General features: G+C 72.9%; 24 protein-coding genes. 12 read left to right on the top strand and 12 right to left on the bottom strand.

The genetic code is table 11. The features are described from left to right. The first annotated feature begins 78 nt into the window (after positions 1-78). Positions 79-906, top strand: coding sequence for a hypothetical protein (locus ACZ3HQ_RS14290; protein ID WP_467510675.1), 828 nt, complete (start codon positions 79-81; stop codon positions 904-906). Here the strand turns inward: ACZ3HQ_RS14290 and ACZ3HQ_RS14285 are convergent. Both ACZ3HQ_RS14285 and ACZ3HQ_RS14280 read right to left on the bottom strand, forming a co-directional pair. Then, positions 903-2291, bottom strand: a complete 1389-nt coding sequence (locus tag ACZ3HQ_RS14285) for an FAD-dependent oxidoreductase (protein ID WP_467510673.1) — start codon at positions 2289-2291, stop codon at positions 903-905. The two genes, ACZ3HQ_RS14290 and ACZ3HQ_RS14285, sit on opposite strands and share 4 nt — an antisense overlap. A gap of 37 nt (positions 2292-2328) precedes the next feature. Continuing rightward, positions 2329-3258 carry a DUF4349 domain-containing protein gene (locus ACZ3HQ_RS14280; protein WP_467510671.1) on the bottom strand — a complete coding sequence of 310 codons (930 nt, stop codon included), beginning with the start codon at positions 3256-3258 and terminating at the stop codon, positions 2329-2331. A gap of 148 nt (positions 3259-3406) precedes the next feature. Here ACZ3HQ_RS14280 and hemG point away from each other — a divergent pair, with 148 nt between their 5' ends. Together hemG and hemQ are read left to right on the top strand one after the other, a co-directional pair. Continuing rightward, entirely contained in the window at positions 3407-4852 is a 1446-nt protein-coding gene (gene hemG, locus ACZ3HQ_RS14275; protein ID WP_467510669.1) for a protoporphyrinogen oxidase, read from the top strand. A 5-nt stretch (positions 4853-4857) separates the two neighbouring features. Then, complete coding sequence (gene hemQ, locus ACZ3HQ_RS14270) at positions 4858-5589, top strand: hydrogen peroxide-dependent heme synthase (RefSeq protein WP_350901752.1); 732 nt, start codon at positions 4858-4860, stop codon at positions 5587-5589. On the opposite strand, the gene ACZ3HQ_RS14265 is transcribed toward hemQ, so the two are convergent. The 10 genes from ACZ3HQ_RS14265 to zapE all read right to left on the bottom strand — a co-directional run bounded on the left by ACZ3HQ_RS14265 (position 5586) and on the right by zapE (position 16309). After that, the gene (locus ACZ3HQ_RS14265) at positions 5586-7217 is read right to left on the bottom strand and encodes an alpha/beta hydrolase (protein ID WP_467510667.1); all 1632 of its coding nucleotides are present in this window, start codon (positions 7215-7217) and stop codon (positions 5586-5588) included. The two genes, hemQ and ACZ3HQ_RS14265, sit on opposite strands and share 4 nt — an antisense overlap. 117 nt (positions 7218-7334) lie before the next feature. Next, on the bottom strand, positions 7335-8129 hold the full coding sequence (locus tag ACZ3HQ_RS14260; protein ID WP_467510665.1) for a TIGR04222 domain-containing membrane protein: 795 nt from the start codon (positions 8127-8129) through the stop codon (positions 7335-7337). Between the two features lie 109 nt (positions 8130-8238). Further along, positions 8239-9525: an MbnB/TglH/ChrH family RiPP precursor modification enzyme gene (locus tag ACZ3HQ_RS14255; protein WP_467510663.1), complete on the bottom strand. Its 1287-nt coding sequence runs from the start codon at positions 9523-9525 to the stop codon at positions 8239-8241. A 97-nt stretch (positions 9526-9622) separates the two neighbouring features. Beyond that, positions 9623-10339: a peptidyl-tRNA hydrolase gene (locus ACZ3HQ_RS14250; RefSeq protein ID WP_467510661.1), complete on the bottom strand. Its 717-nt coding sequence runs from the start codon at positions 10337-10339 to the stop codon at positions 9623-9625. 32 nt (positions 10340-10371) lie between these two features. Then, positions 10372-11226, bottom strand: coding sequence for a polysaccharide deacetylase family protein (locus ACZ3HQ_RS14245; RefSeq protein ID WP_467510659.1), 855 nt, complete (start codon positions 11224-11226; stop codon positions 10372-10374). A gap of 116 nt (positions 11227-11342) precedes the next feature. Beyond that, complete coding sequence (locus tag ACZ3HQ_RS14240) at positions 11343-12266, bottom strand: slipin family protein (protein WP_467510657.1); 924 nt, start codon at positions 12264-12266, stop codon at positions 11343-11345. A 168-nt stretch (positions 12267-12434) separates the two neighbouring features. After that, on the bottom strand, positions 12435-13943 hold the full coding sequence (locus ACZ3HQ_RS14235) for a SulP family inorganic anion transporter (protein WP_467510655.1): 1509 nt from the start codon (positions 13941-13943) through the stop codon (positions 12435-12437). 8 nt (positions 13944-13951) lie between these two features. Next, positions 13952-14527 (bottom strand): carbonic anhydrase, encoded by a 576-nt coding sequence (locus ACZ3HQ_RS14230; protein WP_467510653.1) that lies wholly within the window; start codon positions 14525-14527, stop codon positions 13952-13954. 78 nt (positions 14528-14605) lie between these two features. Beyond that, positions 14606-15004 carry a hypothetical protein gene (locus ACZ3HQ_RS14225; RefSeq protein WP_467510651.1) on the bottom strand — a complete coding sequence of 133 codons (399 nt, stop codon included), beginning with the start codon at positions 15002-15004 and terminating at the stop codon, positions 14606-14608. A gap of 210 nt (positions 15005-15214) precedes the next feature. Beyond that, complete coding sequence (zapE, locus tag ACZ3HQ_RS14220) at positions 15215-16309, bottom strand: cell division protein ZapE (protein WP_467510649.1); 1095 nt, start codon at positions 16307-16309, stop codon at positions 15215-15217. 36 nt (positions 16310-16345) lie between these two features. On the opposite strand from zapE, the gene ACZ3HQ_RS14215 reads away from it, so the two are divergent. From ACZ3HQ_RS14215 to ACZ3HQ_RS14175, 9 genes are all read left to right on the top strand, one after another. Then, positions 16346-17140, top strand: coding sequence for a pyrimidine reductase family protein (locus ACZ3HQ_RS14215; protein ID WP_467510647.1), 795 nt, complete (start codon positions 16346-16348; stop codon positions 17138-17140). 156 nt (positions 17141-17296) lie between these two features. Then, positions 17297-17770: an indole-3-glycerol phosphate synthase gene (locus ACZ3HQ_RS14210; RefSeq protein ID WP_199812189.1), complete on the top strand. Its 474-nt coding sequence runs from the start codon at positions 17297-17299 to the stop codon at positions 17768-17770. Between the two features lie 508 nt (positions 17771-18278). Continuing rightward, positions 18279-19670 carry a UDP-N-acetylmuramate--L-alanine ligase gene (murC, locus tag ACZ3HQ_RS14205; protein ID WP_467510643.1) on the top strand — a complete coding sequence of 464 codons (1392 nt, stop codon included), beginning with the start codon at positions 18279-18281 and terminating at the stop codon, positions 19668-19670. 14 nt (positions 19671-19684) lie between these two features. After that, a complete protein-coding gene (gene msrB, locus ACZ3HQ_RS14200) occupies positions 19685-20092 on the top strand; it encodes a peptide-methionine (R)-S-oxide reductase MsrB (RefSeq protein ID WP_467510642.1) in 408 nt (135 codons plus the stop codon). A 281-nt stretch (positions 20093-20373) separates the two neighbouring features. Next, entirely contained in the window at positions 20374-21498 is a 1125-nt protein-coding gene (locus tag ACZ3HQ_RS14195) for an ABC transporter ATP-binding protein (RefSeq protein ID WP_467510640.1), read from the top strand. Next, entirely contained in the window at positions 21495-22148 is a 654-nt protein-coding gene (locus ACZ3HQ_RS14190) for an ABC transporter permease (RefSeq protein ID WP_467510638.1), read from the top strand. Before ACZ3HQ_RS14195 ends, ACZ3HQ_RS14190 begins: the two co-directional genes overlap by 4 nt. Beyond that, positions 22145-22813, top strand: coding sequence for an ABC transporter permease (locus tag ACZ3HQ_RS14185; protein ID WP_467510636.1), 669 nt, complete (start codon positions 22145-22147; stop codon positions 22811-22813). The genes ACZ3HQ_RS14190 and ACZ3HQ_RS14185 overlap by 4 nt, the downstream gene beginning before the upstream one ends. Positions 22814-22922: 109 nt before the next feature. Beyond that, a complete protein-coding gene (locus ACZ3HQ_RS14180; protein ID WP_467510634.1) occupies positions 22923-23882 on the top strand; it encodes an ABC transporter substrate-binding protein in 960 nt (319 codons plus the stop codon). 137 nt (positions 23883-24019) lie between these two features. Then, positions 24020-24385 carry an ArsR/SmtB family transcription factor gene (locus ACZ3HQ_RS14175; RefSeq protein WP_391292654.1) on the top strand — a complete coding sequence of 122 codons (366 nt, stop codon included), beginning with the start codon at positions 24020-24022 and terminating at the stop codon, positions 24383-24385. Positions 24386-24389: the final 4 nt, after the last annotated feature.

Here is a 24389-nt window from a genome sequence, read left to right as displayed (position 1 = left end):
GTGCCCCGGCAACAGCCTGCGAATCCGTGTACGGCACCGGGCCCCGATGCCTCGGTCACCACGCGGTACGTTGCCGCCATGTGCATCTCGACCGGCGCCGCCGACTTCACCGGGACGATCGTGTACTGCGGGCGGCGGGAGCACCCCGAGCACGGGCTCATCCATGTGCTCGGCTATCAGAACACCGCCGTGAACCTGGCGGACGGCCCGAACGCCATGGTGCTGCACGTGCCCGCCGCCGGGCGCCTCACGGAGTGGCACTTCCTGTCCGCGGGACGCAGCGGGGACGTACTGCGACGGATGGTCGACGCGGTCGAGTCCGCCGCCCGTCAGGACGACGGGATCGCGTGGATGGGTGCGGAGGCGGCGGCCGTTCAGGTCTTCGAGCACGACGTGTACACGGTCCTGCTGGCGGACGACCCGACCGCGGTGCCCGCCGCGCTGGGCCGGGTGCCCGCGCATCGGCGGCCCCGGCTCGACCCGGAGTTGCTGCGGTTCTATGCCGAGCACTTTCCCGGCCACACCTTCGTCGTGTGCTGCTTCGACAACGCCGACGCGCGGCGGGCCAAGCCGTTGTTGCTCTGGTATCCGCCGCTCGATCCCGACCGGCTGACCGTGCCCGCCCTGGACTGCCACACCGGCGGGGCGCCGGATCTGGACGCGGACGTGCCGGTGGATCACTGGGTGCTGTTCTCCAGTGATCAGGCGCCCGACGGGTGGGGGACGCCCGTCGCGTACCCGGCGGACATGCGGCACCGGCTGCGGACGTTTCTGCCCGGTGCCGTGATGGGCCGGCGGTACGGGGACGGGATGGCGTTGCCGAACGGGGACTTCTCCCTCGGGCACCGGGACCTGCTCGACGGCGACCTCGATCGCGTCGAGCGGGTGCGGCCGGGGCCGCGCTAACGGGTCTCGCGTACCTCCCGCACCGCCTTGCGGGCCGCTACCAGGACCGGGTCCCAGACCGGGGAGAAGGGCGGGGCGTAGCCGAGGTCGAGGGCGGTCATCTGTTCCACCGTCATGGCGGCGGTGAGGGCGACGGCCGCGATGTCGACGCGTTTGCCCGCGCCCTCGCCGCCGACGATCTGGACGCCGAGGAGGCGCCCGGTGTTGCGTTCGGCGATCATCTTGACGGTCATGGGGGAGGCGTCGGGGTAGTAGCCGGCGCGGCTGGTCGACTCGATGACGACCGACTCGTACTGGAGGCCGGCCCGGCGGGCGTCGCGTTCGCGCAGGCCGGTGCGGGCGATCTCCAGCTCGCAGACCTTGCTGACGGCGGTGCCGACGACACCGGGGAAGGTGGCGTAGCCGCCGCCCACGTTGGTGCCGATGACCTGCCCGTGCTTGTTGGCGTGGGTGCCGAGCGGGATGTACTGCTCCTGCCCGGAGACCAGGTTCAGCACCTCCACGCAGTCACCGCCCGCCCAGATGTCCGTATGCCCGCGCACCCGCATGGCGAGGTCGGTCAGAAGGCCGCCGTGCGCGCCCAGCGGGAGGCCCGCCTCGCGGGCGAGGCCGGTCACCGGCTCCACACCGATGCCCAGGACGACCACGTCGGCCGGGTACTCCGCGTCCTTGGTGACCACCGCGCGGACCCGGCCGTCCCCGCCGGTGCGCAGGGCGGTCACCTCGGTGTCGTCCACCATGGTGATGCCCATGCCCTCCATGGCCCGCCGCACCAGCCGGCCCATGTCGGGATCGAGCGTCGCCATCGGCTCCGCGCCCCGGTTGACCACCGTCACCTCGAAGCCCCGGCGGAGCAGCGCCTCGGCCATCTCGACGCCGATGTAGCCCGCCCCGACGACCACCGCGCGCCGGCCCTCCGTACGGGTCAGCGTGTCGATCAGCGACTGCCCGTCGTCCAGGGTCTGCACCCCGTGCACCCCGGCCGCGTCCGCCCCCGGCATGTCCGGCCGGATCGGCCGCGCCCCGGTGGCGATGACCAGCTTGTCGTACGAGGTCCAGTACTCGTTGCCGGACTCCAGGTCGTGCGCTCGCACCCGGCGCCCGGAGACGTCGATCTCCGTCACCTCCGTGCGCAGCCGGAGGTCGATGTCTCGCTTCCGGTGCTCCTGGGGGGTACGCGCGACGAGCTGGTCGCGGTCCTCGACGGCGCCGCCCACCCAGTAGGGGATGCCGCACGCCGAGTACGAGGTGAAGTGGGTGCGTTCGAACGCCACGATCTCCAGCTCGTCCGGTTTCCGCAGCCGGCGGGCCTGCGACGCCGCGGCCATTCCCGCGGCGTCGCCGCCGATCACGACCAGCCGCTCGGGCCCTTCACGCTTGTCCATGGGAACAAGCTACGGGGCGAACGGTGCTGACGCACCGTCACCTCTGCTCGCCGGAGACCGGCGTGCCACCCTCCGACACCGGACGCGCCTGCGGCAGCGAGCCCGATACGGGCGCGGGAGCCGGACGGCGCGGGAGACGCGGGCGGACCACCCGGCGCCACAGGAAGACCAGCAGCGCGAGCAGCGCCGCGAACGGCAGCACCGCGCCCACCACCAGCGCGATCCAGCGCAGCATCGTCAGGAACGCGTGCCAGCCGCCCGACAGCGCGTCCAGGAAGCCGGGCGTGTCGTCATCGGCGGCCGGGTGCGCGCCCTTCCCGGCCAGCGACAGGGTGATGGTGGCCAGGCCCGTACGGTCCTTCAGCGACGCCTGCTGGGCCAGCAGCGACTCCAGGTCGGCCTCCCGGCTGCTCAGCTCGCCCTCCAGCGCGACCACGTCGGTCAGCTTGTCCGCCCGGTCCATCAGCTCCCGGACCCGGGCGACGCTGGCCCGCTGGGACTTGATCCGGCTGTCCACGTCCACCACCTGGTCGGTGACGTCCTGCGCCCGCGCGGTGCGCCGCAGCAGCTTGCCGGTGCCCTGGAGCGAGCCGAGCACCTCCTCGTACCGCTCGGAGGGCACCCGGAGGACGACACGGGTGCGCTCGCTGCCGTCGTCGTCCCGGTCGGTGCTCTCCTCGCCGACGTAGCCGCCCGCGTCCTCGGTGACCCGGCGGGCCTTGGCCAGGGCGCCGGGCACGTCGCGCACCTCGACCTCCAGGGAGGCGGTGCGGACGACGCTCGGCGTGAGCCGGGGCGAGCGGCGCGCGGACTTGCCGTTCTCGTACGCGCCGCCGCCCACTCCGGGAGCGGCGGTCGGGGCGTCGGCGGAGGACGCCTTGGAGTCGCCGCCCGACTCGCTGCACCCGGCGAGCGCGAGCGAGGCGGCGAGCAGGACCCCCGCCAGAATCCGGACCTGTGTACGCATGCCTGTTACCCCCCGATGAGATGCGGTGCTGTCCCTCCTTAGACGGGCCGGCCTGCGGGAACGGTCGCGGTTTCCGGTCCCGATGCGGTCACGGTCCGGTGACGTACCGGGCACCGGGACGCCTCGTACGGTCTGAGAGAGTGGGGGCATGAGCGCAGCGAGCAAGGGCCATGTCGTCGTCATCGGAGCCGGTGTCGCCGGACTGGCCGCCGCCCACCGGGCGCTGGCGCGCGGCGCGCGGGTGACGGTGCTGGAGGCCACCGACCGGGTCGGCGGCAAGCTGCTGCCCGGCGAGATCGCGGGCCTCGGGGTCGACCTCGGCGCCGAGTCGATGCTCGCCCGCCGCCCCGAGGCGGTGGGCCTCGCCCGCGAGGTGGGCCTCGGCGACCGCCTCCAGCCCCCGGCCACCGCCACCGCCTCGATCTGGACCCGAGACGCCCTGCGCCCGATGCCCAAGGGCCACGTCATGGGCGTACCCGGCACCGCCGCCGCCCTGTCCGGCCTGCTCTCCGCCGAGGGCCTCGCCCGGATCGAGCGGGACGCCGAACTGCCGCCCACCGAGGTCGGCGACGACGTGGCCGTGGGCGAGTACGTCGCCGCCCGCATGGGCCGCGAGGTCGTCGACCGGCTGGTGGAACCCCTGCTCGGCGGGGTGTACGCGGGCGACGCCTACCGGCTCTCGCTGCGCTCGGCCGTCCCCCAGCTCTACCAGGCCGCCCGCACCCACGACACCCTCACCGCCGCCGTCCAGGCGCTCCAGGCCAAGGCCGCCGAGGCGGGGCAGACCGGCCCGGTCTTCCTCGGCATCGAGGGCGGCGTCGGCACCCTCCCGCTCGCCGTGGCCGACTCCGTACGGGCGCGCGGCGGCGAGATCCTCACCCGCACCCCGGTCGGCGAGCTGCGCCGGGACGGCACCGGCTGGCGCGTCACGGCCGGAGACCGCACGCTGCGCGCGGACGCCGTCGTGGTCGCCGTACCCGCCCCCGCCGCGTCGGCGCTGCTGCGCGCCGAGGCCCCGGCGGCCGCCGCCGAGCTGGCCGCCGTGGAGTACGCCTCCATGGCCCTGATCACCCTCGCCTACCGCCGCGCCGACGCGGCTTTGCCCGAGGGCAGCGGCTTCCTGGTGCCGCCGGTGGACGGCCGCACCATCAAGGCCGCGACCTTCGCCTCCCAGAAGTGGGGCTGGGTCGGCGCCGAGGACCCGGACCTGCTGGTCGTGCGCACTTCGGTCGGCCGCCACCACGAGAGCGAGATCCTTCAGCGCGACGACGCCGGCCTCGTCCAGGTCGCCCGGCACGACCTGCGCGCCGCGACCGGACTGGACGCCACGCCGGTCGCCACCCGCGTCACCCGCTGGACGGACGGCCTGCCGCAGTACCCGGTCGGCCACCACGCGCGCGTGGCCCGCGTCCGCGAGCACATCGCCAAGCTGCCCGGACTCGCCGTGTGCGGCGCGCAGTACGACGGCGTGGGCATCCCCGCCTGCATCGCCAGTGCGTACGCGGCCGTGGACCAGCTCGGCGGCGACCTCGCCGGTGTGCGCGAGCTGACGGCCAACCCGGTGCAGAGCCTGCACGGCGGAGCGGGAGAATAGGGGGCATGAGTGACGACGCCCCCACCACCGAGCCCGGCCGCATCCCGAACAAGGGCAAGCTGGCCAAGGACCTCAACGAGGTCATCCGCTACACCCTGTGGTCCGTCTTCAAGCTGAAGGACGTGCTGCCGGAGGACCGCGCGGGCTACGCCGACGAGGTCCAGGAGCTGTTCGACCAGCTCGCCGCGAAGGACGTCACGGTCCGCGGCACCTACGACGTGTCCGGCCTGCGCGCCGACGCCGACCTGATGATCTGGTGGCACGCCGAGACCGCCGACCAGCTCCAGGAGGCGTACAACCTCTTCCGCCGCACCAAGCTGGGCCGCGCGCTGGAGCCGGTGTGGTCGAACATGGCGCTGCACCGCCCCGCCGAGTTCAACCGCTCGCACATCCCGGCGTTCCTCGCCGACGAGACGCCCCGCAACTACGTGAGCGTCTACCCCTTCGTGCGCTCCTACGACTGGTACCTGCTGCCCGACGAGGACCGCCGCCGCATGCTCGCCGACCACGGCAAGATGGCCCGCGGCTACCCCGACGTGCGCGCCAACACGGTCGCCTCCTTCTCGCTGGGCGACTACGAGTGGCTGCTCGCCTTCGAGGCCGACGAGCTGTACCGCATCGTCGACCTCATGCGTCACCTGCGCGCCTCCGAGGCCCGGATGCACGTCCGCGAAGAGGTGCCGTTCTACACCGGCCGCCGCAAGTCGGTGGCCGAGCTGGTCGCCGGGCTCGCCTAGGCGCCCTTGCCCTTCAGCGCGTCCCGGTCCGGGGTGCCGCGTCCGGCCGGCTCGGTGGGGCGCGGCTCCGGGCGCGGGGCGCACGCGGCGCGCCGGCCGGGCAGGCGGCCTTCGAGCAGGTAGGCGTCCAGGTGGGCGTTGACACACCGGTTGGGGCCGCCGCCGATGCCGTGCGTGCCCGCGTCCCGCTCGGTGACCAGCGTGGACCCGGCCAGCCGCCGGCTCAGCTCCAGCGCCCCGTCGTACGGGGTGGCCGCGTCCCGTTCGGCCGCGAGGATCAGCACCGGCGGGGTCTCACCGGGGCCGGTGCGCACGTCGAGCGGCACCTGACGGCGCGCGGACCAGTACGCGCACGGCAGGTTCGTCCAGGCGTTGTCCCAGGTCTCGAAGGGCGCGGTGCGGGCGAGGCGGGTGTTGTCGCGGTCCCAGATGCGGAAGTCCGTCGGCCAGGGGGCGTCGTTGCACTCCACGGCCGTGTACACCGCGCTGCCGTTCTCCGCCTCGGCGGCCGTCTCCGGGCTGGGCGCGCCCAGCCGGACCAGGGGCTTTGCGTCGCCCTTCAGATAGGCGGCGAGGGCGGCGGCCCGGCTCGGCCAGTAGTCGTCGTAGTACCCGGCCATCAGGAACGTGTTCTGGAGCTGGCCCGGACCGACCTTGCCGTCCGCCGGGTGCGCTGCCAGCCGGCCGCTCGCGGTGTCGTAGGAGCGCTGGACGGCGGCCGGGGTCGCGCCGAGGCCGTACACGTCGTCGTGGCGGGCGACCCAGGCGCGGAAGTCGGCCCAGCGGTCCTCGAACGCGGCCGACTGGTCCAGGTTCTCGCGGTACCAGACCTTCGCCGGGTCCGGGTCCACCGCCGAGTCCAGCACCATCCGCCGTACGTGAGTGGGGAAGAGGGTGGCGTACAGCGCGCCCACGTAGGTGCCGTACGAGGCGCCCATGAAGGTCAGCCGGGACTCGCCGAGCGCGGCGCGCAGGACGTCCAGGTCACGGGCGTTGTTGAGCGAGTTGTAGAACTCCAGGCCGCTTCCCGACCGTTCGGCACACCCGCGCGCGTACGCCTTCGCCCGCGCGATCCGCTCCCGCTTGTACGCCTCGCCGGGGTGGACCGGGGCGAGTGAGGGGGCCTTGAAGAACTCCTCCGGCTTCTCGCAGGACAGCGGGGCCGAGGGCGCCACCCCGCGCGGGGCGTAGCCGACGAGGTCGTAGGCGGAGGCGATGCGCCGCCACTCGGGGACCACGCCGATCATCGGGAAGTTCAGGCTGGAGGCGCCGGGGCCGCCGGGGTTGTAGACGAGGGCGCCCTGCCGGGGCACCTTGTGCTTGCTGTTGGCCGGGTCGCGCCGGGTGGCCGGCATCCGGCTGACGGCCAGCTCGATCTGCTTGCCGCCGGGGCGGGCGTAGTCCAGCGGGACCCGTACCGTGGCGCAGCGCATCCCGGCCGGGGAGTCGCCGGGGCAGGCGCCGAAGTCGAGGCCGGCCGTGCGGGCCCGGGCGGCGGCGACGGCGGTGCCGCGCAGCTCCGCCGTGCCCGCCGTGCCGGGGGCTGCGGGGGTGCCGTCGGCCGGGGTGACGGCGAGCCCGGTCAGCAGCAAGGAACCGGCGGCCGAGTACAGGGCGGCAGCTCTCATCGGACATCCCTTCGGTGCGCGGCGGCGATGGCAGGGCTGCCATGGTCCGGCGGCGACGACAAGGATGTTTCGGAAGGGGCTCCGGGGAAGGCAAGCACCGGCACGCGGGTGTCGGCGTCAGTGCTCCCTGTGCGCCCCCGGCGCGTCGCGGTGCGTGAACGCGGCCCGCAGCTCGGGCTCGTTCAGCGCGCGTACGCCCCGCATCGCGAGCCGGGTGAGGAAGGAGCCCTCGTCACCGTCCCCGGCCGGACGCCGGGCCACCTCCCCGAGGAGCCGCTGTCCGGCGGGGGAGGCCCAGCGGGGGTAGGGGTGCACCTCGATACGGGCGATGGCCAGACAGCTCAGGGTGACGACGAGGGGCAGCGCGAACCACATCGCGATCTGGAAGCGCGGCAGGTCCACGGGGGTCGGCATGAGCAGCGCGGCCGTGCCCAGCGCGAGCACGGCCCCGGCGGCGGCCCGCACCTGGCGCACCCCGGCGGCCACGGTCGTCCCGGTGTCGAAAGGGACGGCGAGTCCGGCGCCGATCAGCCGGTCGGCGAGCCGCTGCACGGCCTCCGCACCGGCCGCGGCCGCCCGTACGGGGGCTATCCGGGACTGCCCCTGGGGACCGATCGCGCCTATGACGGACCGCTCCATCTCGTCCCGCCCGCGCGGGTCCACCACGGTGGCCCAGCCGGTGTGCGCGAGCAGCAGCCGGCGCTGCCGGGCCATCCGGACCATGGCGAGGTCGGCGACGCGCGAGGGGCCGCCGGACAGGAACGCCGTCTCGTACAGCGTCAGTTCGCGGTCCTGGCCCTTGGCCCGCGCCGCGCGGTCCGCGGCGGCCGCGCGGACGGCGGCCAGGCAGAGCCGGGTGCAGGCGATGGCGGCGAAGGCCCAGGCCGGAAGCAGGAGGAGGACCCAGAACATGAGGTTTTTCTATGCCAACGGCCCCTGAAAAACCATGGCTTGTTCACTATCCGGACAGAGCGTTAGCGGTATGTGACGTTCCGTTTTTCCCGCAGGTCAGGGAGCCCGCTCAGCGCCGCCCCGACAGCACCCGCCTGGCCAGCCGCGCGGCCGGGCCCGGGACACGCGGTGCCGGGCCCGCGCGATCGAGCCACCACTCCCGCAGCCTCCGGCGCGCCCGCGCATCGGCGGGGCGGCCCGTCTTGAGGAGCTGGGCGGCGAACTCCAGCGCGTCCTGCCGGTACCCGCCGCGCATCGGCCGGGTGCGCGCGTAGCCGAGGAACGCCTCCCGGTACCCGGCGCCGAGGATCACCGGCAGCTCGGGCGCCACCTTCGCCACCACGTCCGCCCGCTTCGCCGCCAGCGACCGCGCCTGGACACCCATCCGCCCCCGGTCGAAGCCCTCGGGCAACGGCGTCCGCGCCACCAGCGCCGACAGCACCGCGGTCTGGGCGACGGCCACCCGCTGCCGGGCCCCGGCGGAGGCGCCCGGCGGGACGGGGAGGGGCGTGGCCCGGGGGGTGCGCGCGGCCCCGCCGCCCTTGCGCACCGCCTCCCCGATGTTTGCCAACTCCCGCACCAGCTCGGCCGGGCCGGGGAAGTTCTCGTCCCTTTCCAGCAGGACGCCGGGCGGTGCGACGCGGGACGCCAGGTCGGTCAGGATGTCCAGCACCGGAGGCGGTACGGGGTGCGCGTGGCTGTCGTGCCAGACACCGTCCCGCTCGAAACCGCCCGCCACATGCACATAGGCCAGCGCCTCCAGCGGGAGCCGGTCCAGCGCCTCGGCGGGGTCCTCGCCCCGGTTGACGTGGTTGGTGTGCAGGTTGGCGACATCGATCAGCAGCCGTACGCCGGTCCGCTCGACCAGCTCGGCCAGGAACTCGCCCTCGCTCATCTCCTCGCCGGGCCAGGAGAACAGGGCGGCGATGTTCTCCAGGGCCAGCGGCACCGGCAGCGCCTCCTGCGCGATCGCCACGTTCTCGCACAGCACGTCGAGGGCGTCCCGCGTGCGCGGCACGGGCAGCAGATGGCCCGCCTCCAGCGGCGCCGACGCGGTGAGCGGGCCGCCCGCGCGGACGAACGCGATGTGCTCGGTGACCAGCGGCGCCCCCAGCGCCTCGGCCCGCTCGGCCAGCGCCCGCAGCCGCCCCTCGTCCGGCCGGTCCGCGCCACCGAGCCCGAGGGAGACCCCGTGCGGGATGACGGTCACCCCGCGCTCCCGCAACCGCGTCAGCGGCTCCGGCAGATGGCCCGGGCAGACGTTCTCCGCGACGACCTCCACCCAGTCGATCCCGGCCATCCCCGCCACGGCGTCCGCGATCTCCGGCCGCCACCCGATCCCCGTTCCGAGCCGCATCCCCGTCCCCCTCCTTCGTCTGCCGGGGATATGGCCCCGGCGGGCGCGCGTGAACCGCCGGGGTGGGGGGTTCAGAGCAATATTTGAGCTTCGCCGGTCAGCGCAGCGCCGGGTGGTCCGCGACGACCGTGGCGGAGCCGGGGGCGATCTCCGTGAAGCCCGCGTCGCGGACCAACGGCAGGCCGCTGGTGGTGAGTTCGCGCCAGTGGGCGGGGGCGGCGGTGCGGACGGTGAGGGGGTGTCCGGCGGCGCGCCAGGCGTCGCGGGCCGCGTCGGGCAAGGCCCACCAGGCGAGTTGGGCGCCGTGGCCGACCTGGGCCATCTCCTTGCCGGCCGACATCTCCAGCTCCGGGTTGAGCCAGAGCACGGGGGCGGTGCGGTCGGGGTCGGCGGGGGGCTCGGGGTCGTCCAGTTCGGTGCCGGAGACCTGGAGCTTGGCCAGCTCCTTGGGCCAGCCGTCCAGCGGGATCGGCGGGAAGACCCGCACCTCGGCCGAGGCGCCGGTCACCGTGATACCGGGCAGCTCCTCCGCGCGGCGCCACTCCGCGCCCCGCGCCCGCCGGACCACCTTGCGGATGCGGGCGTCCTCCCAGTTCCGCACCGCCTCGGCCCACTCGCCGTCGCCGCGCGCCCGCTCGTCCCCGAGCAGGACGAGCACGGCGCGTGCGGCGGTCTCCAGCGCGTCGGTACGGGCGGGCGGCGCGCTCTTCTCGATCCGTACGACGAGGGGCAGCACGAACTGCGGGGCCTCGTCGCGCGGGGTGGGCTCGGTCTGGAAGGGGCTGTCGCCGGGGGCGGCTGGAACGTGGGTCACGTCTGCCAACCCTACGAGCAGTCCGGCGCCGGTCAGCGCGGGGTGCCGGACTCCCGGATCAGCTCCGAGACCTTCACGAACCGGTAGCCCTTCTTGCGCAGCTCCGGCACCACCGAACGGACGACCTTCTCGGTGGTCGGGGCGGCACTGCGGGTGCAGTGCATGACGACCACCGAACCGGGCTTCACCCCGTCCAGCACCTGGCGCACGACCGCGTCCGCGTCCGTGGCGAAGGCGTCGCCGCTGATCACGTCCCACTGGACGGCCGTGACACCGGCGCCGCTGATGGCGCGCAGCGCGTCCCGGTCGTAGCAGCCGCCGGGGAAGCGGAAGTACGGCATCGGGTTCGGCACGCCCGCCTTGCGCAGGGCGGCGTAGGTGCGCTGCACCTCCGTCAGCTTGGCGTCCGGGGCGACGGTCGGCAGGCCGTAGCAGTCACCGGTGAACGAGTAGTGGCTGTAGGAGTGGTTGGCCACCTCGAACTGGGCGTCGTGCCCGAGGGCGCGGGCCTGGTCCGGGTACTCCTCGGCCCAGCGGCCGGTCATGAAGACGGTCGCCGGGACCTTCAGCGTGCGCAGGGCGCTGATCAGACCGGGGTTGTCGAAGCGCTCACCGGCGGCGGCGCGGGGCCCCTCGTCGGCGGTCATGTCGGCGTCGAAGGTCAGCGCGACGGTCTTGCCCCTGTCGCGCGGGCCGTGCTCGAACACGGGGGTGAGGCCGCCCGGACCCGCCGCCATGGTGGGGGTACCGGCCGGGGACGGGGAGGCGGAGGCATGGGGCTCGGCGTGGGCCGGGCGCGCGGGTGGGGCGGGGGTCGCGGTGCCGCAGGCGGCGAGGGCCGCGCCGAGGACGCAGACGGCGGTGAGACGGCGTGCGAGTGCAATCACCGTATGAAAATAGGGCTACCTGGCTGTTCATATGTTCATCCACCCGCCGACGCGGCGAGACGGTCACCCGCGCGGCGGGTGGGGTGTCACCGGGTGGGCCGACGTCGCGTGGGCGGTCACCTCACCTCGGTGGACGGCTGGTCGAGGATCGCACCGAGTTCCGGGGTCTTGGTGACGGCGTCGAGATCCGGTGCTTCGGACAGGGGGACGGGTCCGACGGGCGGTGCCGGCTCTGGTGCGGGCTCCTTCTTCGTGTCGCCGGCCGGGGCCGGCGCCGGGTCGCGGGCGCCCCGCTCCAGGAAGTGGAGCAACTCCACCGGGATGGGCAGGACCAGCGTCGAGTTCTTCTCGGCGGACACCGCCATCACCGTCTGGAGCAGCCGGAGTTGAAGCGCGGTCGGGGTGTCCGACATCTGCTGCGCGGCCTCGGCCAGCTTCTTGGACGCCTGGAGTTCGGCGTCCGCGTTGATGATGCGGGCCCGGCGCTCCCGGTCGGCCTCGGCCTGGCGGGCCATCGAGCGCTTCATGGTGTCGGGCAGGGAGACGTCCTTGATCTCGACCCGGTCGATCTGGACGCCCCAGCCCACGGCCGGGCTGTCGATCATCAGCTCCAGGCCCTCGTTGAGCTTCTCCCGGTTGGACAGCAGATCGTCCAGGTCGCTCTTGCCGATGATCGACCGGAGTGAGGTCTGCGCCATCTGCGACACCGCGAACTTGTAGTCCTCCACCCGCACCAGCGCGCTGGTCGGATCGACGACCCGGAAGTAGACCACCGCGTCCACCCGCACGGTGACGTTGTCCCGCGTGATGCCCTCCTGTGCCGGGATCGGCAGCGTGACGATCTGCATGTTCACTTTGTGCAGCCGGTCCACGAACGGAACGATCAGCGTCAGGCCGGGCGCGCGGGGCTCCCCGGTGATCCGGCCCAGCCGGAACAGCACTCCCCGTTCGTACTGCTTGACGACACGCATCGCCGCGGCCAGCAGCACGAGACCTGCCCCGCCGGCCACCGCAATGAGCGTGATCACTAGCTCCAACATGGTCGCCCCCCTCACCGAGAGGTCCGTTTAATCCCTTACTCAACAGTACGTCCCGGATATGGGCGGAAGCTACGGCCTGTGGACAAGCAAGCCCGTGCGCGAGCGAGAGGGCCGGGGTGACGGGATCGCTCCCGTCACCCCGGCCCTCTCATGCGTGGCCGTCCCGGATCAGCCCGCCGGTGTCCCGGCCCGCTCACCCGCCCCGGCCCCGGAGGTCAGCCGCACCGGTTCCGTACCGTCCGCGCTGTGCCGCGCGGCCCAGTTCTCCAGGGCGGTGCGGCAGGCGTGGTCCAGGTGCAGCAGGCCGGAGAGATCCAGCCGGACCGGGCGGTCCTTGGGCAGCGCCTCCAGGCTGTCCAGTATTTTCGGCAGCCTCAGGAAGGTCGCGTTGCCCGAGAGGTAGGCGTCCACCGGACCCGCGCCCTTGTCTATGACGGTGACCTTGATGTGCGACGCCTCCCAGGCGGCCTTGACGATCGCCAGCGCCAGCCCGATCAGCACGCCCTCGAACATGCCGACCGCCACGATGGACGCCGCCGTCACCGCGAGGATCAGCGCCTCGCCCCGCTGCTCGCGCCACAGCCCCGCCAGCGACTTGACCGGCACCAGCTTGGCCCCCGAGTAGATCAGGACGCCCGCCAGCGACGGCAGCGGGATGTAGGCGAGGACGCCCGGCAGCAGGGCCGCGAACAGCAGCAGCCACACCCCGTGCATCACCCGGGACGCCTTGGTCCGCGCGCCCGCCTGCACATTGGCCGCGCTGCGCACGATCACCGCCGTCAGCGGCAGCGCGCCGAGCAGCCCGCACACCGTGTTGCCCACGCCCTGCGCGGTCAGCTCGCGGTCGTACTCGGTGCGCGGGCCGTCGTGCAGCCGGTCCACGGCCGCCGCGCTGAACAGCGACTCGGCGGACGCGATCAGGGTGAACGCGACGATCGTGCCGAGCACCGCCACATCCGCGAACTCGGCGAAAGCGCTCAACGGCGGCGGCTGGACGGACCCCAGCAGCCCCTGCACCTCCACCATCGCCACCGGCATGCCGAACACCAGCGCCGCCAGCGTGGCGAGCCCCACCGCGGCCAGCGGTCCGGGCACCGTACGCACCTTCGCCGGGAGGTGCTTCCACAGCACCATGACGGCGATGGTGCCCGCGCACAGCGCCAGCGAGGCGAGCGCCCGGCCGTCCCCGAACGCGCCGGCGAGACCGCGCGGCAGACCGAGCATCTTGTCCAGCCCGGCGTCCGGAGCCTTGGCCGCCATGGCGGGATACAACTGGCCGGCCACCAGGACCAGACCGATTCCGGCCAGCATCCCCTCCACGACCGCCAGCGATATGGCCCGGAAGTACCGCCCGAGCCGCAGCGCGCCCATCGCGACCTGGAGCAGACCGGTGGCGAGCACGATCGCGCCCAGCACCGGCAGCCCGAACTCCTTGACCGCCTCGAAGACGAGCACGGTCATCCCGGCCGCCGGACCGGACACCTGGAGGCTGCTGCCGCGCATCACCCCGGTGACCAGACCACCCACGATGCCGGTGACGAGCCCGAGTTCGGCCGGGACCCCGGAGGCGACGGCCACGCCCACGCACAGCGGGAGCGCGACCAGGAAGACGACGAGGGAGGCGGCGAAGTCCTGCCGCAGATACGGCGCGCGGGATATGAGATCTTGCCTGCTCATCGGCGCGCTCACAGGGCTTCGAAGGTGTCGGTCTCGGGCCGGTGCGTGCGCACGGCCCCGGTGTGCACCTCGTAGTACCAGGCGTGCAGGCCGAGCGTGCCCTCCGCCGTCCGGCGCTCGACGCAGGGGTACGAGCGCAGGCGCAGCAGTTGGGTCAGCGCGTGGCACTGCACGCCCTCGGCGACCTCCGGGTCCTCGGCCGGGCCGGCCGGACGCGGGGCACCGGCCAGCCAGTCGCGCACGGCGGGTACGGCGGTGAGGTCGTCGCCGCGCACCAGCGCGCCGACCGCGCCGCAGTGCGAGTGACCGCAGACGACGATGTCGCGGACGCCGAGCACCTCGACGGCGTACTCGATGGTCGCGGCCTCGCTGGTGGGGTGCTCGGAGTTGTGCGGCGGGACGATGTTGCCCGCGGTGCGCAGCTCGAACAGCTCGCCGGGGCGGGCACCCGTGATCAGGGCCGGGACGACCCGTGAGTCGGAGCAGGTGATGAACAGGACCTGGGGTGACTGGCCCTCGGCGAGGCGGGCGAACTCCTCAGGGCGCCGGCCGAACGTGCGGGCGTAGTCGATGAGGGGCTGCATGATGTCTGGATTCCTCCTGGCGCGCCTCGACGGCGCGTCGGGCTTGCACGACTGTGGTGGGGGGAGCGAGCCCGCCCGTCAGCAGCGGAAGACCTGAAGGACTGCCGGGGAAAGGGCTCCGGAGGATCTCGGGACGCCGGCGTCCGGCGCGCCGGACCGCGTGGGCGGTGCGGGCTCGGCCGGCCGCCGGGACATGAGCGGGCGCTCCGGCGCCGGGGTGGGCGCGGCGCCGCGCTGGCGGTGCCGGTCGGTATGGGCGGCGACCGGCGGCGTCCGGTGGCGGCGGGGTTCGCGGACGGTGTCCGCGCCTTCGCCCGCGTGCGGGGCGACGAGGATGATCCCCGACGCGTCGTTGGCCTTTGCCTCACCGAGCGTATGTGCGGTGGTGAAGGGTCCGGAGGGCGCGAAGAGCTGGAGGGAGAGCAGCGCGACCGCGAACAGGGCGAGCACCGCGCCGAGCGTCCTGCCTCGGGACATGCGCACCCCCCTGCGGAAACCCACGTCTCTTGTACGCGCCAAGCGTTGGTCAATGAATGGTCAAGAAACACGTTAACCCAGGGAGATGCTTTGCAGGGTTAACGGCGGGTTACGTGCCGTAGGAAGAGTGAAAAATGCGGGTCAAGCGGCCGAAATCAGCCCTTGACCCGCATAAGTTGATGAGATATCAGAAACAGGGCGACCGGTCTGTTACTCCGTCACCAGCGGCTTGGCGTCGCGCGCCAGCGCGGTGAGCCGGGAGATCGCGCGGAAGTACTTCTTGCGGTAGCCGCCGTTCAGCATCTCCTCGCTGAACAGCTTGTCGAAGGGCAGCCCCGAGGCCAGCACCGGGATCTCGCGGTCGTAGAGCCGGTCGGCCAGCACCACCAGGCGCAGCGCCGTCGACTGGTCCGGCACCGGCCGTACATCGGTGAGGCACACGGCGCGCAGCTCGTCGGTCAGCGCGCCGTACCGGCTCGGGTGCACCTTCGCCAGGTGCTCCAGGAGCTGCGGGAAGGCGTCCAGCGAGGCGCCCTCGGCGCGGTACGCGGCCTTGGTCACCTGCTCGTCGGTGTAGGGCGCCGGGGCCTCGGGCAGACCGCGGTGGCGGTAGTCCTCGCCGTCGATGCGCAGGGCGCGGAAGTGGGCGGACAGGCCCTGGATCTCGCGCAGGAAGTCGGCCGCCGCGAAGCGGCCCTCGCCCAGCTTGCCGGGCAGCGTGTTGGAGGTGGCGGCCAGCGCCACGCCCGCCTCGACCAGCTTGCCGAGCAGGCTGGAGACCAGCACCGTGTCGCCCGGGTCGTCCAGCTCGAACTCGTCGATGCACAGCAGGGCGTGGCCGGAGAGCGTCCTGACCGTCTGCTGGAAGCCGAGGGCGCCCACCAGGTTGGTCAGCTCCACGAAGGTGCCGAACGCCTTGCGGGAGGGCTCGGCGGGGGTGGCGTGCCAGAGCGAGGCGAGCAGGTGGGTCTTGCCGACGCCGTAGCCGCCGTCCAGGTAGACGCCGCGCGGGCCGGCCGGGGTCCTGGTCTTCGCGCGGCCGAAGCCGAACAGGCCCCGCTTGCCCTCGCCGGGCCGGGCGCCGCCGAGTCCCGCCGCGAAGCCCTCCAGCACGCCCACGGCGTCGGTCTGGCTGGGCTGGTTCGGGTCCGGGATGTAGGTGGCGAAGCGCACCGAGTCGAAGCGGGGCGGCGGCACCATCTCGGCGACCAGACGGTCGGCCGGGACGTGCGGAGCGCGTGCGCACAGGGACAGCGGACCGGCGTCGGTCAGCGGGGTGGAGCCGGAGGCTGCGGTGGAGGACACGGTTACCCATGCTAATCGCCATGTCACACTGCACGAATGCGACGCCTGTTCCCTGTGACCGACGAAACAGCAGCTCGGGCCCCTGGCCGGGGTGAGCGGGCCGGTGAGTGGAGTCTCGCCGAACTGGCCGCCGCCTACGCCTATCCCACCTCCGGCGACGGCGCCCCCCGCACCTGGCTGCGGGCCAACATGGTCTCCACTCTCGACGGCGCGGCCCAGCACGACGGGCGCTCCCAGCCCATCTCCTGCGCGGCCGACATGCGCATCTTCGGCACGCTGCGGGCGCTCGCGGATGTCGTGCTGGTCGGTGCGGAAACGGTTCGGCAGGAGGGGTACCGGCCCGCTCGGGCCCGCGGCGAGTTCGCGGCGGCGCGGGAGGCGGCGGGGCAGGGGCCCGCTCCGGCGATCGCCGTAGTGTCGGCCGGCCTCGATCTGGACTTCTCGCTTCCGCTGTACACCTCGCCGCTGGTGCCGACGGTCGTCCTCACCGGTACGGACGCGCCCGCCGACCGGGTGGCCGCCGCCGAACGGGCCGGGGCGCGGGTGATCGTCGCGGGGGAGGGGCGGCGGGTCGATCCCGTACGGGCCGTGGCGGCGCTCGCCGGACTCGGGTACGTCCGGCAGCTCACCGAGGGCGGGCCGCGGTTGCTGGGGCAACTGGTCGCCGCGGGGGTGCTCGACGAGCTGTGTCTGACGCTGTCGCCCATGCTCACGGCGGGCGACGCGCAGCGGATCGCGGGCGGTCCGGGGGTTTCCGTGCCCCGCCGGTTCGCGCTCGCGTCGCTGCTGGAGGAGGACGGATTTCTGTTCGGGCGGTACCGCCGACCCTGAAAACAGCGGAATCTACCGTTCCGTTTAGCTTCCGGGGGGCACACTTAGTCCCGGTACTCCCCGTGCGGCAACGGGGCAGGATGGTTTCCGCAGGGCCTTTTCGGGCCAACGGAGGACAGAGGGTCACGAGGACCCTCGAGGGAGAAGAGGCGGCTGGTGTTCACAAGCGTTCTGATGATCGAGAAAGCCCTGACGTCGGCCGACGTTGAGTTCGTGACGACCTTGCACGGGGACGAGCCGGTCTTCTTCCATGTGCTGCTCCAGCCGCGCGGTGACCAGGCGGACCGGCTGCTGCGGGCCATCGACGACATCGCCCTCGGCGAACTGGACGAGGCCGTGCACGAGGGCGAGACCCCCGAGGGCACGGACGCCCGCAGCGTGGGCGAGAAGGCCCTGGAGGTCTCCCTGACGGCGCTGCGCGCCGCCGGCAGCCGGGCCGAGGGAAGACTCGTCGAGAACCACCCGCTGGAGGCGCTCAAGTCCCTCGTCGCGGAGGTCCACGCCGACGAGGTCATCGTCCTCACCGACCCCCACTACGTCGAGGAGTTCTTCCACCGCGACTGGGCCTCCCGGGCCCGCCACAAGGTCGGCGTCCCGGTCCTGAAGCTGTTCAGCCACAGCAAGGCGTAGCCCTGCGGGGCTGCGGCGGCGGGCGGCTGCGCCGGCTTCTGCGGCCGGTCCATGGAGGGCGGGTGGCGGCTGCCGTCCCGGTGGGGCCCCGCTGCTTCGGGCCCGGCCCGGGCCGTTCCAGGCCGCCCCCCCCGCCTGCTGCCGCACGCCGCCTCGCGCCGCGCCGGGGCGCCCCCGGCACCCGACACGGCCGCCGCGCCCCGCGTCCGCCCGGCCCCTCCGCCTCGGCGGCGGCCCAGGGCCGTGAGCCGCCCGGACGCGGGCCTGCCCCGGAGACGGCCCTTGCGCGGGCCCCGTACCCGTGACCTCGCCGTGTGCGGCGCTCCGTCGCCCGCCGACCGGCGCGTCGCCGGGTGGCCGGACCTCGGGGCGTATCCGTGATCTGCCGGGGCGCCCGCCGCCCGTATGTCCCTCCTGACCGGCGCGTCCCCGGCCGGGGTGCGGGCGGGGGCGGATCTGCGCATAGGGTGGGCATCCTCTGGCTCGCTCGTATATGGGAGAAGAACGCATGGCACCCGGCCTTCCTACCGCCATGGACCGACCGCACTTCATCGGGATCGGGGGAGCCGGGATGTCGGGGATCGCCAAGATCCTGGCTCAGCGTGGGGCGCGGGTGGCGGGGAGTGACGCCAAGGAGTCCGCGACCGCGGAGGCGCTGCGGGCGCACGGGGCGACCGTGCACATCGGGCACGCCGCCGGGCATCTCGCGGACGACGCGAGCTGTGTCGTCGTCTCCTCCGCGATCCGGCAGGACAACCCCGAGCTGGCCCGCGCCGCCGAGCTGGGCATCCCCGTGGTGCACCGCTCCGACGCGCTCGCCGCGCTGATGGAGGGCCTGCGCCCGATCGCGGTGGCCGGTACTCACGGCAAGACCACCACCACCTCGATGCTGGCGGTCTCCCTGACCGAGCTGGGCGCCCGCCCGTCGTACGCCATCGGCGGCGACCTGGACGCGCCCGGTTCCAACGCCCTGCACGGCGAGGGCGAGATCTTCGTGGCCGAGGCGGACGAAAGCGACCGCAGCTTCCACAAGTACGCCCCCGAGGTCGCCATCGTCCTCAACGTCGAGCTGGACCACCACGCGAACTACGCCTCGATGGACGAGATCTACGAGTCCTTCGAGACCTTCGCGGGGAAGATCGTCCCCGGTGGCACCCTGGTGATCTCCGCCGACCACGAGGGCGCCCGCGAGCTGACCCGCCGGGTGACCGGGGTGAGGACGGTGACCTACGGCGAGGCGGAGGACGCCGACGTACGGGTCCTGAAGATCGTCCCGCAGGGGTTGAAGAGCCAGGTCACCGTGGTGCTGGACGGCCGTGAGCTGACCTTCGCCGTCTCCGTGCCGGGCCGCCACTACGCGCTCAACGCCGTCGCCGCGCTCGCCGCCGGCGCCGCCCTCGGCCTCCCCGCCGACGAGCTGGCCCCCGCCCTCGCCGCGTACACCGGCGTCAAGCGGCGCCTCCAGCTCAAGGGCGAGGAGGCGGGCGTGCAGGTGATCGACTCCTACGCCCACCACCCCACCGAGATGACCGCCGACCTGGAGGCCATGCGCGGTGCCGCCGGGGACGACCGCCGCATCCTCGTCGTCTTCCAGCCGCACCTGTTCTCCCGCACCCAGGAGCTGGGCAAGGAGATGGGCCAGGCGCTCGCCCTCGCCGACGCCTCCGTGGTGCTCGACATCTATCCGGCCCGCGAGGACCCGATCCCCGGCATCACCAGCGCGCTGATCATCGAGGCCGCCCGCGCGGCCGGCGCCGACGTCACCGCCGTGCACGACAAGGCGGACATCCCCGAGGTCGTCGCGGGAATGGCGAAGCCCGGTGATCTCGTTCTCACCATGGGCGCGGGTGACGTCACCGACCTGGGCCCGCTGATCCTGGACCGCCTGTCGCAGAAGTAAAGGGGCTGATCCTCATGGCGTACGACGTCGAGAAGCCGGACGAGCAGTGGCGGGCGGAGCTGAGCCCGGCCGAGTACACGGTGCTGCGCCAGGCGGGCACCGAACCCGCCTTCACCGGTGAGTACACGGACACCAAGACCGAGGGTGTCTACTCCTGCCGGGCCTGCGGCGCCGATCTGTTCACCTCGGACACCAAGTTCGCCTCGCACTGCGGCTGGCCGTCCTTCTTCGACCCGAAGGACACCGACGCGGTCGAGCTGATCGAGGACCGCTCGCACGGGATGGTCCGCACCGAGGTCCGCTGCTCCAACTGCGGCTCCCACCTCGGGCACGTCTTCGAGGGCGAGGGCTACCCCACGCCCACCGACCAGCGGTACTGCATCAACAGCATCTCGCTGCGGCTCACGCCCCAGGAGGGCTGACCCCGGCCCCCACGATGCCCACCTGCCGGATGCGGCGGGTGGGCATCGTCGTGCGGGCGGGGCGGTATGAGCGGCGTCACATGATCAGATGAATGAGATGACCGTGGCTGGGTAGCAGCCTCCCGATTCATGGGACCGTCCGGCCGTGGCACGACCACGGGTGCGCGCGCCCGCACCCGGTCCGGTCGCCCGTTCGCGCTCTCCGGGTGGCGTGGCTCGTGCCGTCTAGACTCGGCCGGCACGTTCCAGGCACTCCTGCCAACCGAAGGGCGCGCGGCGTTTTGATACGGATAGATTCAGTCAGCAAGCGATACCCGGACGGCACGGTCGCGGTCGACCGGCTGTCGCTCGACATACCGGACCGCGCGATCACCGTCCTCGTCGGCCCCTCCGGCTGCGGCAAGACGACCACCCTGCGGATGATCAACCGGATGGTGGAGCCCAGCGAGGGCAACATCCTCCTCGACGGCGCCGACATCCGGCAGCAGCCCGTCAACTCCCTGCGCCGGTCCATGGGTTACGTCATCCAGAACGCCGGGCTCTTCCAGCACCGCACCATCATCGACAACATCATCACCGTGCCCCGGCTCCTCGGCTGGAGCAAGGGCAAGGCCCGCGAGCGCGCGGCGGAGCTCATGGAGCGGGTGGGACTGGACAGTTCGCTCGCCAAGCGTTATCCCTACCAGCTCTCCGGCGGCCAGCAGCAGCGCGTCGGCGTGGCACGGGCGCTCGCCGCCGACCCGCCGGTGCTGCTCATGGACGAGCCGTTCTCCGCCGTCGACCCGGTGGTCCGCAAGGGACTCCAGGACGAACTGCTGCGCATCCAGGACGAGCTGGGCAAGACCATCGTCTTCGTCACCCATGACATCGACGAGGCCGTGAAGCTCGGCACCATGGTCGCCGTGCTGCGCACCGGCGGACACCTGGCCCAGTTCGCGCCGCCCGCCGAACTGCTCACCGCGCCCGCCGACCCGTTCGTGGAGGACTTCCTCGGCGCCGACCGGGGCATCCGCCGGCTGTCCTTCTTCCCGTCCGACGCGCTGGAGCTGGAGACCGGGCCGATCGTCCCGGTGGACGCCGACGCCACCCGGCTCACCCCGCGCGGCGGCGCCCCGTACCTGCTCGTCACCGACGCAGACGGCCGCCCGCTCGGCTGGGGCGAGCCGGGCGCGCTCACCGCGGGCGCCATCGACACCGGCCGGCTCCTGTCGCACGGCAGGCCGTTCCGGCCGGGCAAGGACTCGCTGCGCACCGCGCTCGACGGCGCCGTGCTGTCGCCGACCGGCTGGGCCGTGGCCGTGGACGGCGAGGGGCGCGCCGTCGGCGTGGTCTCGCAGGCGGCGATCGGCGAGGCCATCCGCACCGCGCACACCGAGGACCGTCCGGAGGTGACGGCGGCCGGATGAACGGCTTCTTCGACCTCCCCAGCGACCTCCAGCACAGCTACCTCGGCCTGATCGGCCTGCATCTGCGCGAAGCGCTGCTGCCGGTGCTGGCCGGACTTCTGCTGTCGCTGCCCGTCGCCCAGCTCTGCGCCCGCTTCCGCTGGCTGTACCCGCCGGTCCTCGGCGTCACCACGGTGCTGTACGCGATCCCGTCGCTGGCGTTCTTCGTCATCCTCATCGACTACACCGGCCAGAGCGAGCTGACGGTGATGATCCCGCTCGCCGTGTACAGCCTGGTCGTGCTCGTCCCCGCCATCGTGGACGGCGTCCGCTCGGTGCCCCCGGAGACCCTGGCCGCCGCCGAGGCGATGGGGCTCGGCGCGGTGCGGCGGTACGTCCAGGTGCAGTTGCCCATCGCGGTGCCCGCCATCATCGCGGGCCTCAGGGTCGCCACCGTGTCCAGCATCTCGCTGGTCAGCGTCGGCATGCTCATCGGCAACCAGGGCGCCCTCGGCAACATGCTGAACGACGCCAACCTCTACCACCGGCCGGAACTCGCGGTGAACTCCGTGGTGACCACAGCCCTGTTGGCGATCCTCGTCGACGCGGCGCTGGTGCTCACCCGCAATCTGCTGACCCCGTGGATGCCGAAGAAGGGTGCCGCCCGGTGAACGTCCTGGACTTCGCGCACTCCTTCTTCGCCGACTCCGCCCGCTGGCACGGCTACGACGGCATCCCCACCCGCCTGCTGGAACACGTCGGTTACTCCCTGGAGGCGCTCGCCGTCGCGGCGCTCATCGCGCTGCCCGTGGGGCTGGTCGCCGGGCACCTGAGGCGCGGCGGCAACGCCCTGTCGATGGTCGCCACGGCGGGCCGGGCGCTGCCCAGCTTCGGTCTGCTGGTGCTGCTGTTCATCTGGTTCGGCTTCGGCACGCTGCCCGTGATGGTGCCGCTCGTCGTGCTCGCCGTACCGCCGATCCTCGTCACCACCTACGAGGCGATCCAGACCGTCGACCCGTCCCCCGTGGACGCGGCGCGCGGGATGGGCATGACCGAGCCGCGCATCCTGTTCCAGGTCGAACTCCCGGTCGTGCTCCCGGTGATCCTCGGCGGACTGCGCACCGCGGCCGTCCAGATCGTCTCCACGGCGACCATCGCCGCGTACGTCAGCTTCGGCGGGCTCGGCCGGTACATCATCGACGGGCTCTACCAGAAGGACTACGAGAAGGTCGTCGGCGGCGCCACCCTGGTCGCCGGACTCGCCCTGGTGACGCTCCTGGTGTTCTGGGCGCTGTCGAAGCTCACTGTCTCGCCGGGAGTGCGGCGCAGTGGGTGACGGCTCCACCGGCGCGTTCATACCGCCGACACAAACGTACGCGTATCGAGGCCGATCGGTGACCTCGCTTCCCTTGACTGACAAATCACGAACTGGCTTGGATCAACAGGTGACTTACAACAACCGCATCAGCAAGTCCATCCGGGGGAACCGAGGGGCGGCGCTGGTCGCCCTCGCGGCGGCGACGACGCTGCTTGCGGGCTGTGGCTCCTCCGACGGCAAGTCCGACAACCCGCTGACCGGAGGCGCGGCGAGCGGTGACACCGTCGTCGTCGGCTCCAACAACTTCGCCGAGAGCATCCTGCTCGCCGACATCTACGGCGAGGCCCTCAAGGCCAAGGGCGTCAAGGTCAAGTACCAGCCCAACATCGGCAGCCGCGAGACCACCTACGGCCTGCTGAAGAACGGCTCCGTGACGCTGCTGCCCGAGTACAACGGCGCGCTGCTGGCCTACCTCGACCAGAAGGCGGCCCCCAAGTCGACCGAGGAGACCACCAAGGCCATCGAGGCCAAGCTGGACTCCAAGCTGACCCTGCTGGACCCCTCCCCGGCGGAGGACAAGGACTCGGTCACCATCAACGCGGCCACCGCCAAGAAGTACAACCTGACCGCCAAGTCCTCCATCGGTGACCTCAAGGGCATCGCCAAGGACCTGGTCATCGGCGGCTCCCCGGAGTTCCAGACCCGCCACCAGGGCCTGGCCGGCCTGAAGTCGCTGTACGGCCTGGAGTTCAAGTCCTTCAAGTCCCTGGACGCGGGCGGCCCGCTCACCCAGGCGGCGCTGAAGAAGGACTCCGTGCAGGCCGCGGACCTCTTCACCACCGACCCGGTGATCGCCAAGGAGAAGTTCGTCGTCCTGAGCGACCCGAAGAACCTCTTCGGCTTCCAGAACGTCCAGCCGCTCGTGCGCAAGAACGCGGTGCCGCAGAAGGGTGTCGACGCGCTCAACGCCGTCTCCGCCAAGCTGGACACCAAGGCCCTGCTCGACCTGGACACCCAGGTGCAGGTCCAGCACAAGGACCCGCTGGACGTGGCCAAGGCGTGGCTGAAGGCCAACGGCCTCGGCTGACCCCGCCGCACCACACCACCCGGACCGCCCGGCCGGCGCACACCGCGTCGCCGGGCGGTCCGCGTGCACCCGCACGGCACCTAGACTGACTGGTCGGACAGCGACCGAACAGCCGAGACCGCGCGAGGAGGAGAGCAGTGGCGACAGGGCCCGGCACCGGCCGGCAGGACCCCTCTCCCCAGGTCCTCGCCGAGGCGGCGGCCGCCTTCGGGCTGCTCGCCTCCCCGGCCCGGCTCCACCTGGTGTGGGCGCTCGCCCAGGGCGAGAGCGATGTCACCGGGCTCGCCGAACGCGTCGGCGGCGCGCTGCCCGCCGTCAGCCAGCACCTCACCAAGCTCAAGCTCGCCGGACTCGTCCGCTCCCGCCGCGAGGGCCGCCGCCAGGTGTACTTCGTCGACGCCGACGAACAGGCCGCGCTGGTGGACGTCGTCCACCTGCTGGTCGGCCGGCTCACCGAACAGACGGCCCCCGCCGCCCCGGCCCGCCGCCTGCGCGGACTGTGACCGA

The organism is Streptomyces sp. NPDC018263 (assembly GCF_055562575.1).
This window is presented reverse-complemented; position numbering and strand designations above follow the sequence as displayed.

Bases quoted from the DNA above. Each gene is read 5' to 3' on its own strand.
- ACZ3HQ_RS14290 (WP_467510675.1), top strand. From the start codon at position 79: ATGTGCATCTCGACCGGCGCCGCCGACTTCACCGGGACGATCGTGTAC.
- ACZ3HQ_RS14285 (WP_467510673.1), bottom strand. From the start codon at position 2,291: ATGGACAAGCGTGAAGGGCCCGAGCGGCTGGTCGTGATCGGCGGCGAC.
- ACZ3HQ_RS14280 (WP_467510671.1), bottom strand. From the start codon at position 3,258: ATGCGTACACAGGTCCGGATTCTGGCGGGGGTCCTGCTCGCCGCCTCG.
- hemG (WP_467510669.1), top strand. From the start codon at position 3,407: ATGAGCGCAGCGAGCAAGGGCCATGTCGTCGTCATCGGAGCCGGTGTC.
- hemQ (WP_350901752.1), top strand. From the start codon at position 4,858: ATGAGTGACGACGCCCCCACCACCGAGCCCGGCCGCATCCCGAACAAG.
- ACZ3HQ_RS14265 (WP_467510667.1), bottom strand. From the start codon at position 7,217: ATGAGAGCTGCCGCCCTGTACTCGGCCGCCGGTTCCTTGCTGCTGACC.
- ACZ3HQ_RS14260 (WP_467510665.1), bottom strand. From the start codon at position 8,129: ATGTTCTGGGTCCTCCTCCTGCTTCCGGCCTGGGCCTTCGCCGCCATC.
- ACZ3HQ_RS14255 (WP_467510663.1), bottom strand. From the start codon at position 9,525: ATGCGGCTCGGAACGGGGATCGGGTGGCGGCCGGAGATCGCGGACGCC.
- ACZ3HQ_RS14240 (WP_467510657.1), bottom strand. From the start codon at position 12,266: ATGTTGGAGCTAGTGATCACGCTCATTGCGGTGGCCGGCGGGGCAGGT.
- ACZ3HQ_RS14235 (WP_467510655.1), bottom strand. From the start codon at position 13,943: ATGAGCAGGCAAGATCTCATATCCCGCGCGCCGTATCTGCGGCAGGAC.
- ACZ3HQ_RS14230 (WP_467510653.1), bottom strand. From the start codon at position 14,527: ATGCAGCCCCTCATCGACTACGCCCGCACGTTCGGCCGGCGCCCTGAG.
- ACZ3HQ_RS14225 (WP_467510651.1), bottom strand. From the start codon at position 15,004: ATGTCCCGAGGCAGGACGCTCGGCGCGGTGCTCGCCCTGTTCGCGGTC.
- ACZ3HQ_RS14215 (WP_467510647.1), top strand. From the start codon at position 16,346: ATGCGACGCCTGTTCCCTGTGACCGACGAAACAGCAGCTCGGGCCCCT.
- murC (WP_467510643.1), top strand. From the start codon at position 18,279: ATGGCACCCGGCCTTCCTACCGCCATGGACCGACCGCACTTCATCGGG.
- msrB (WP_467510642.1), top strand. From the start codon at position 19,685: ATGGCGTACGACGTCGAGAAGCCGGACGAGCAGTGGCGGGCGGAGCTG.
- ACZ3HQ_RS14190 (WP_467510638.1), top strand. From the start codon at position 21,495: ATGAACGGCTTCTTCGACCTCCCCAGCGACCTCCAGCACAGCTACCTC.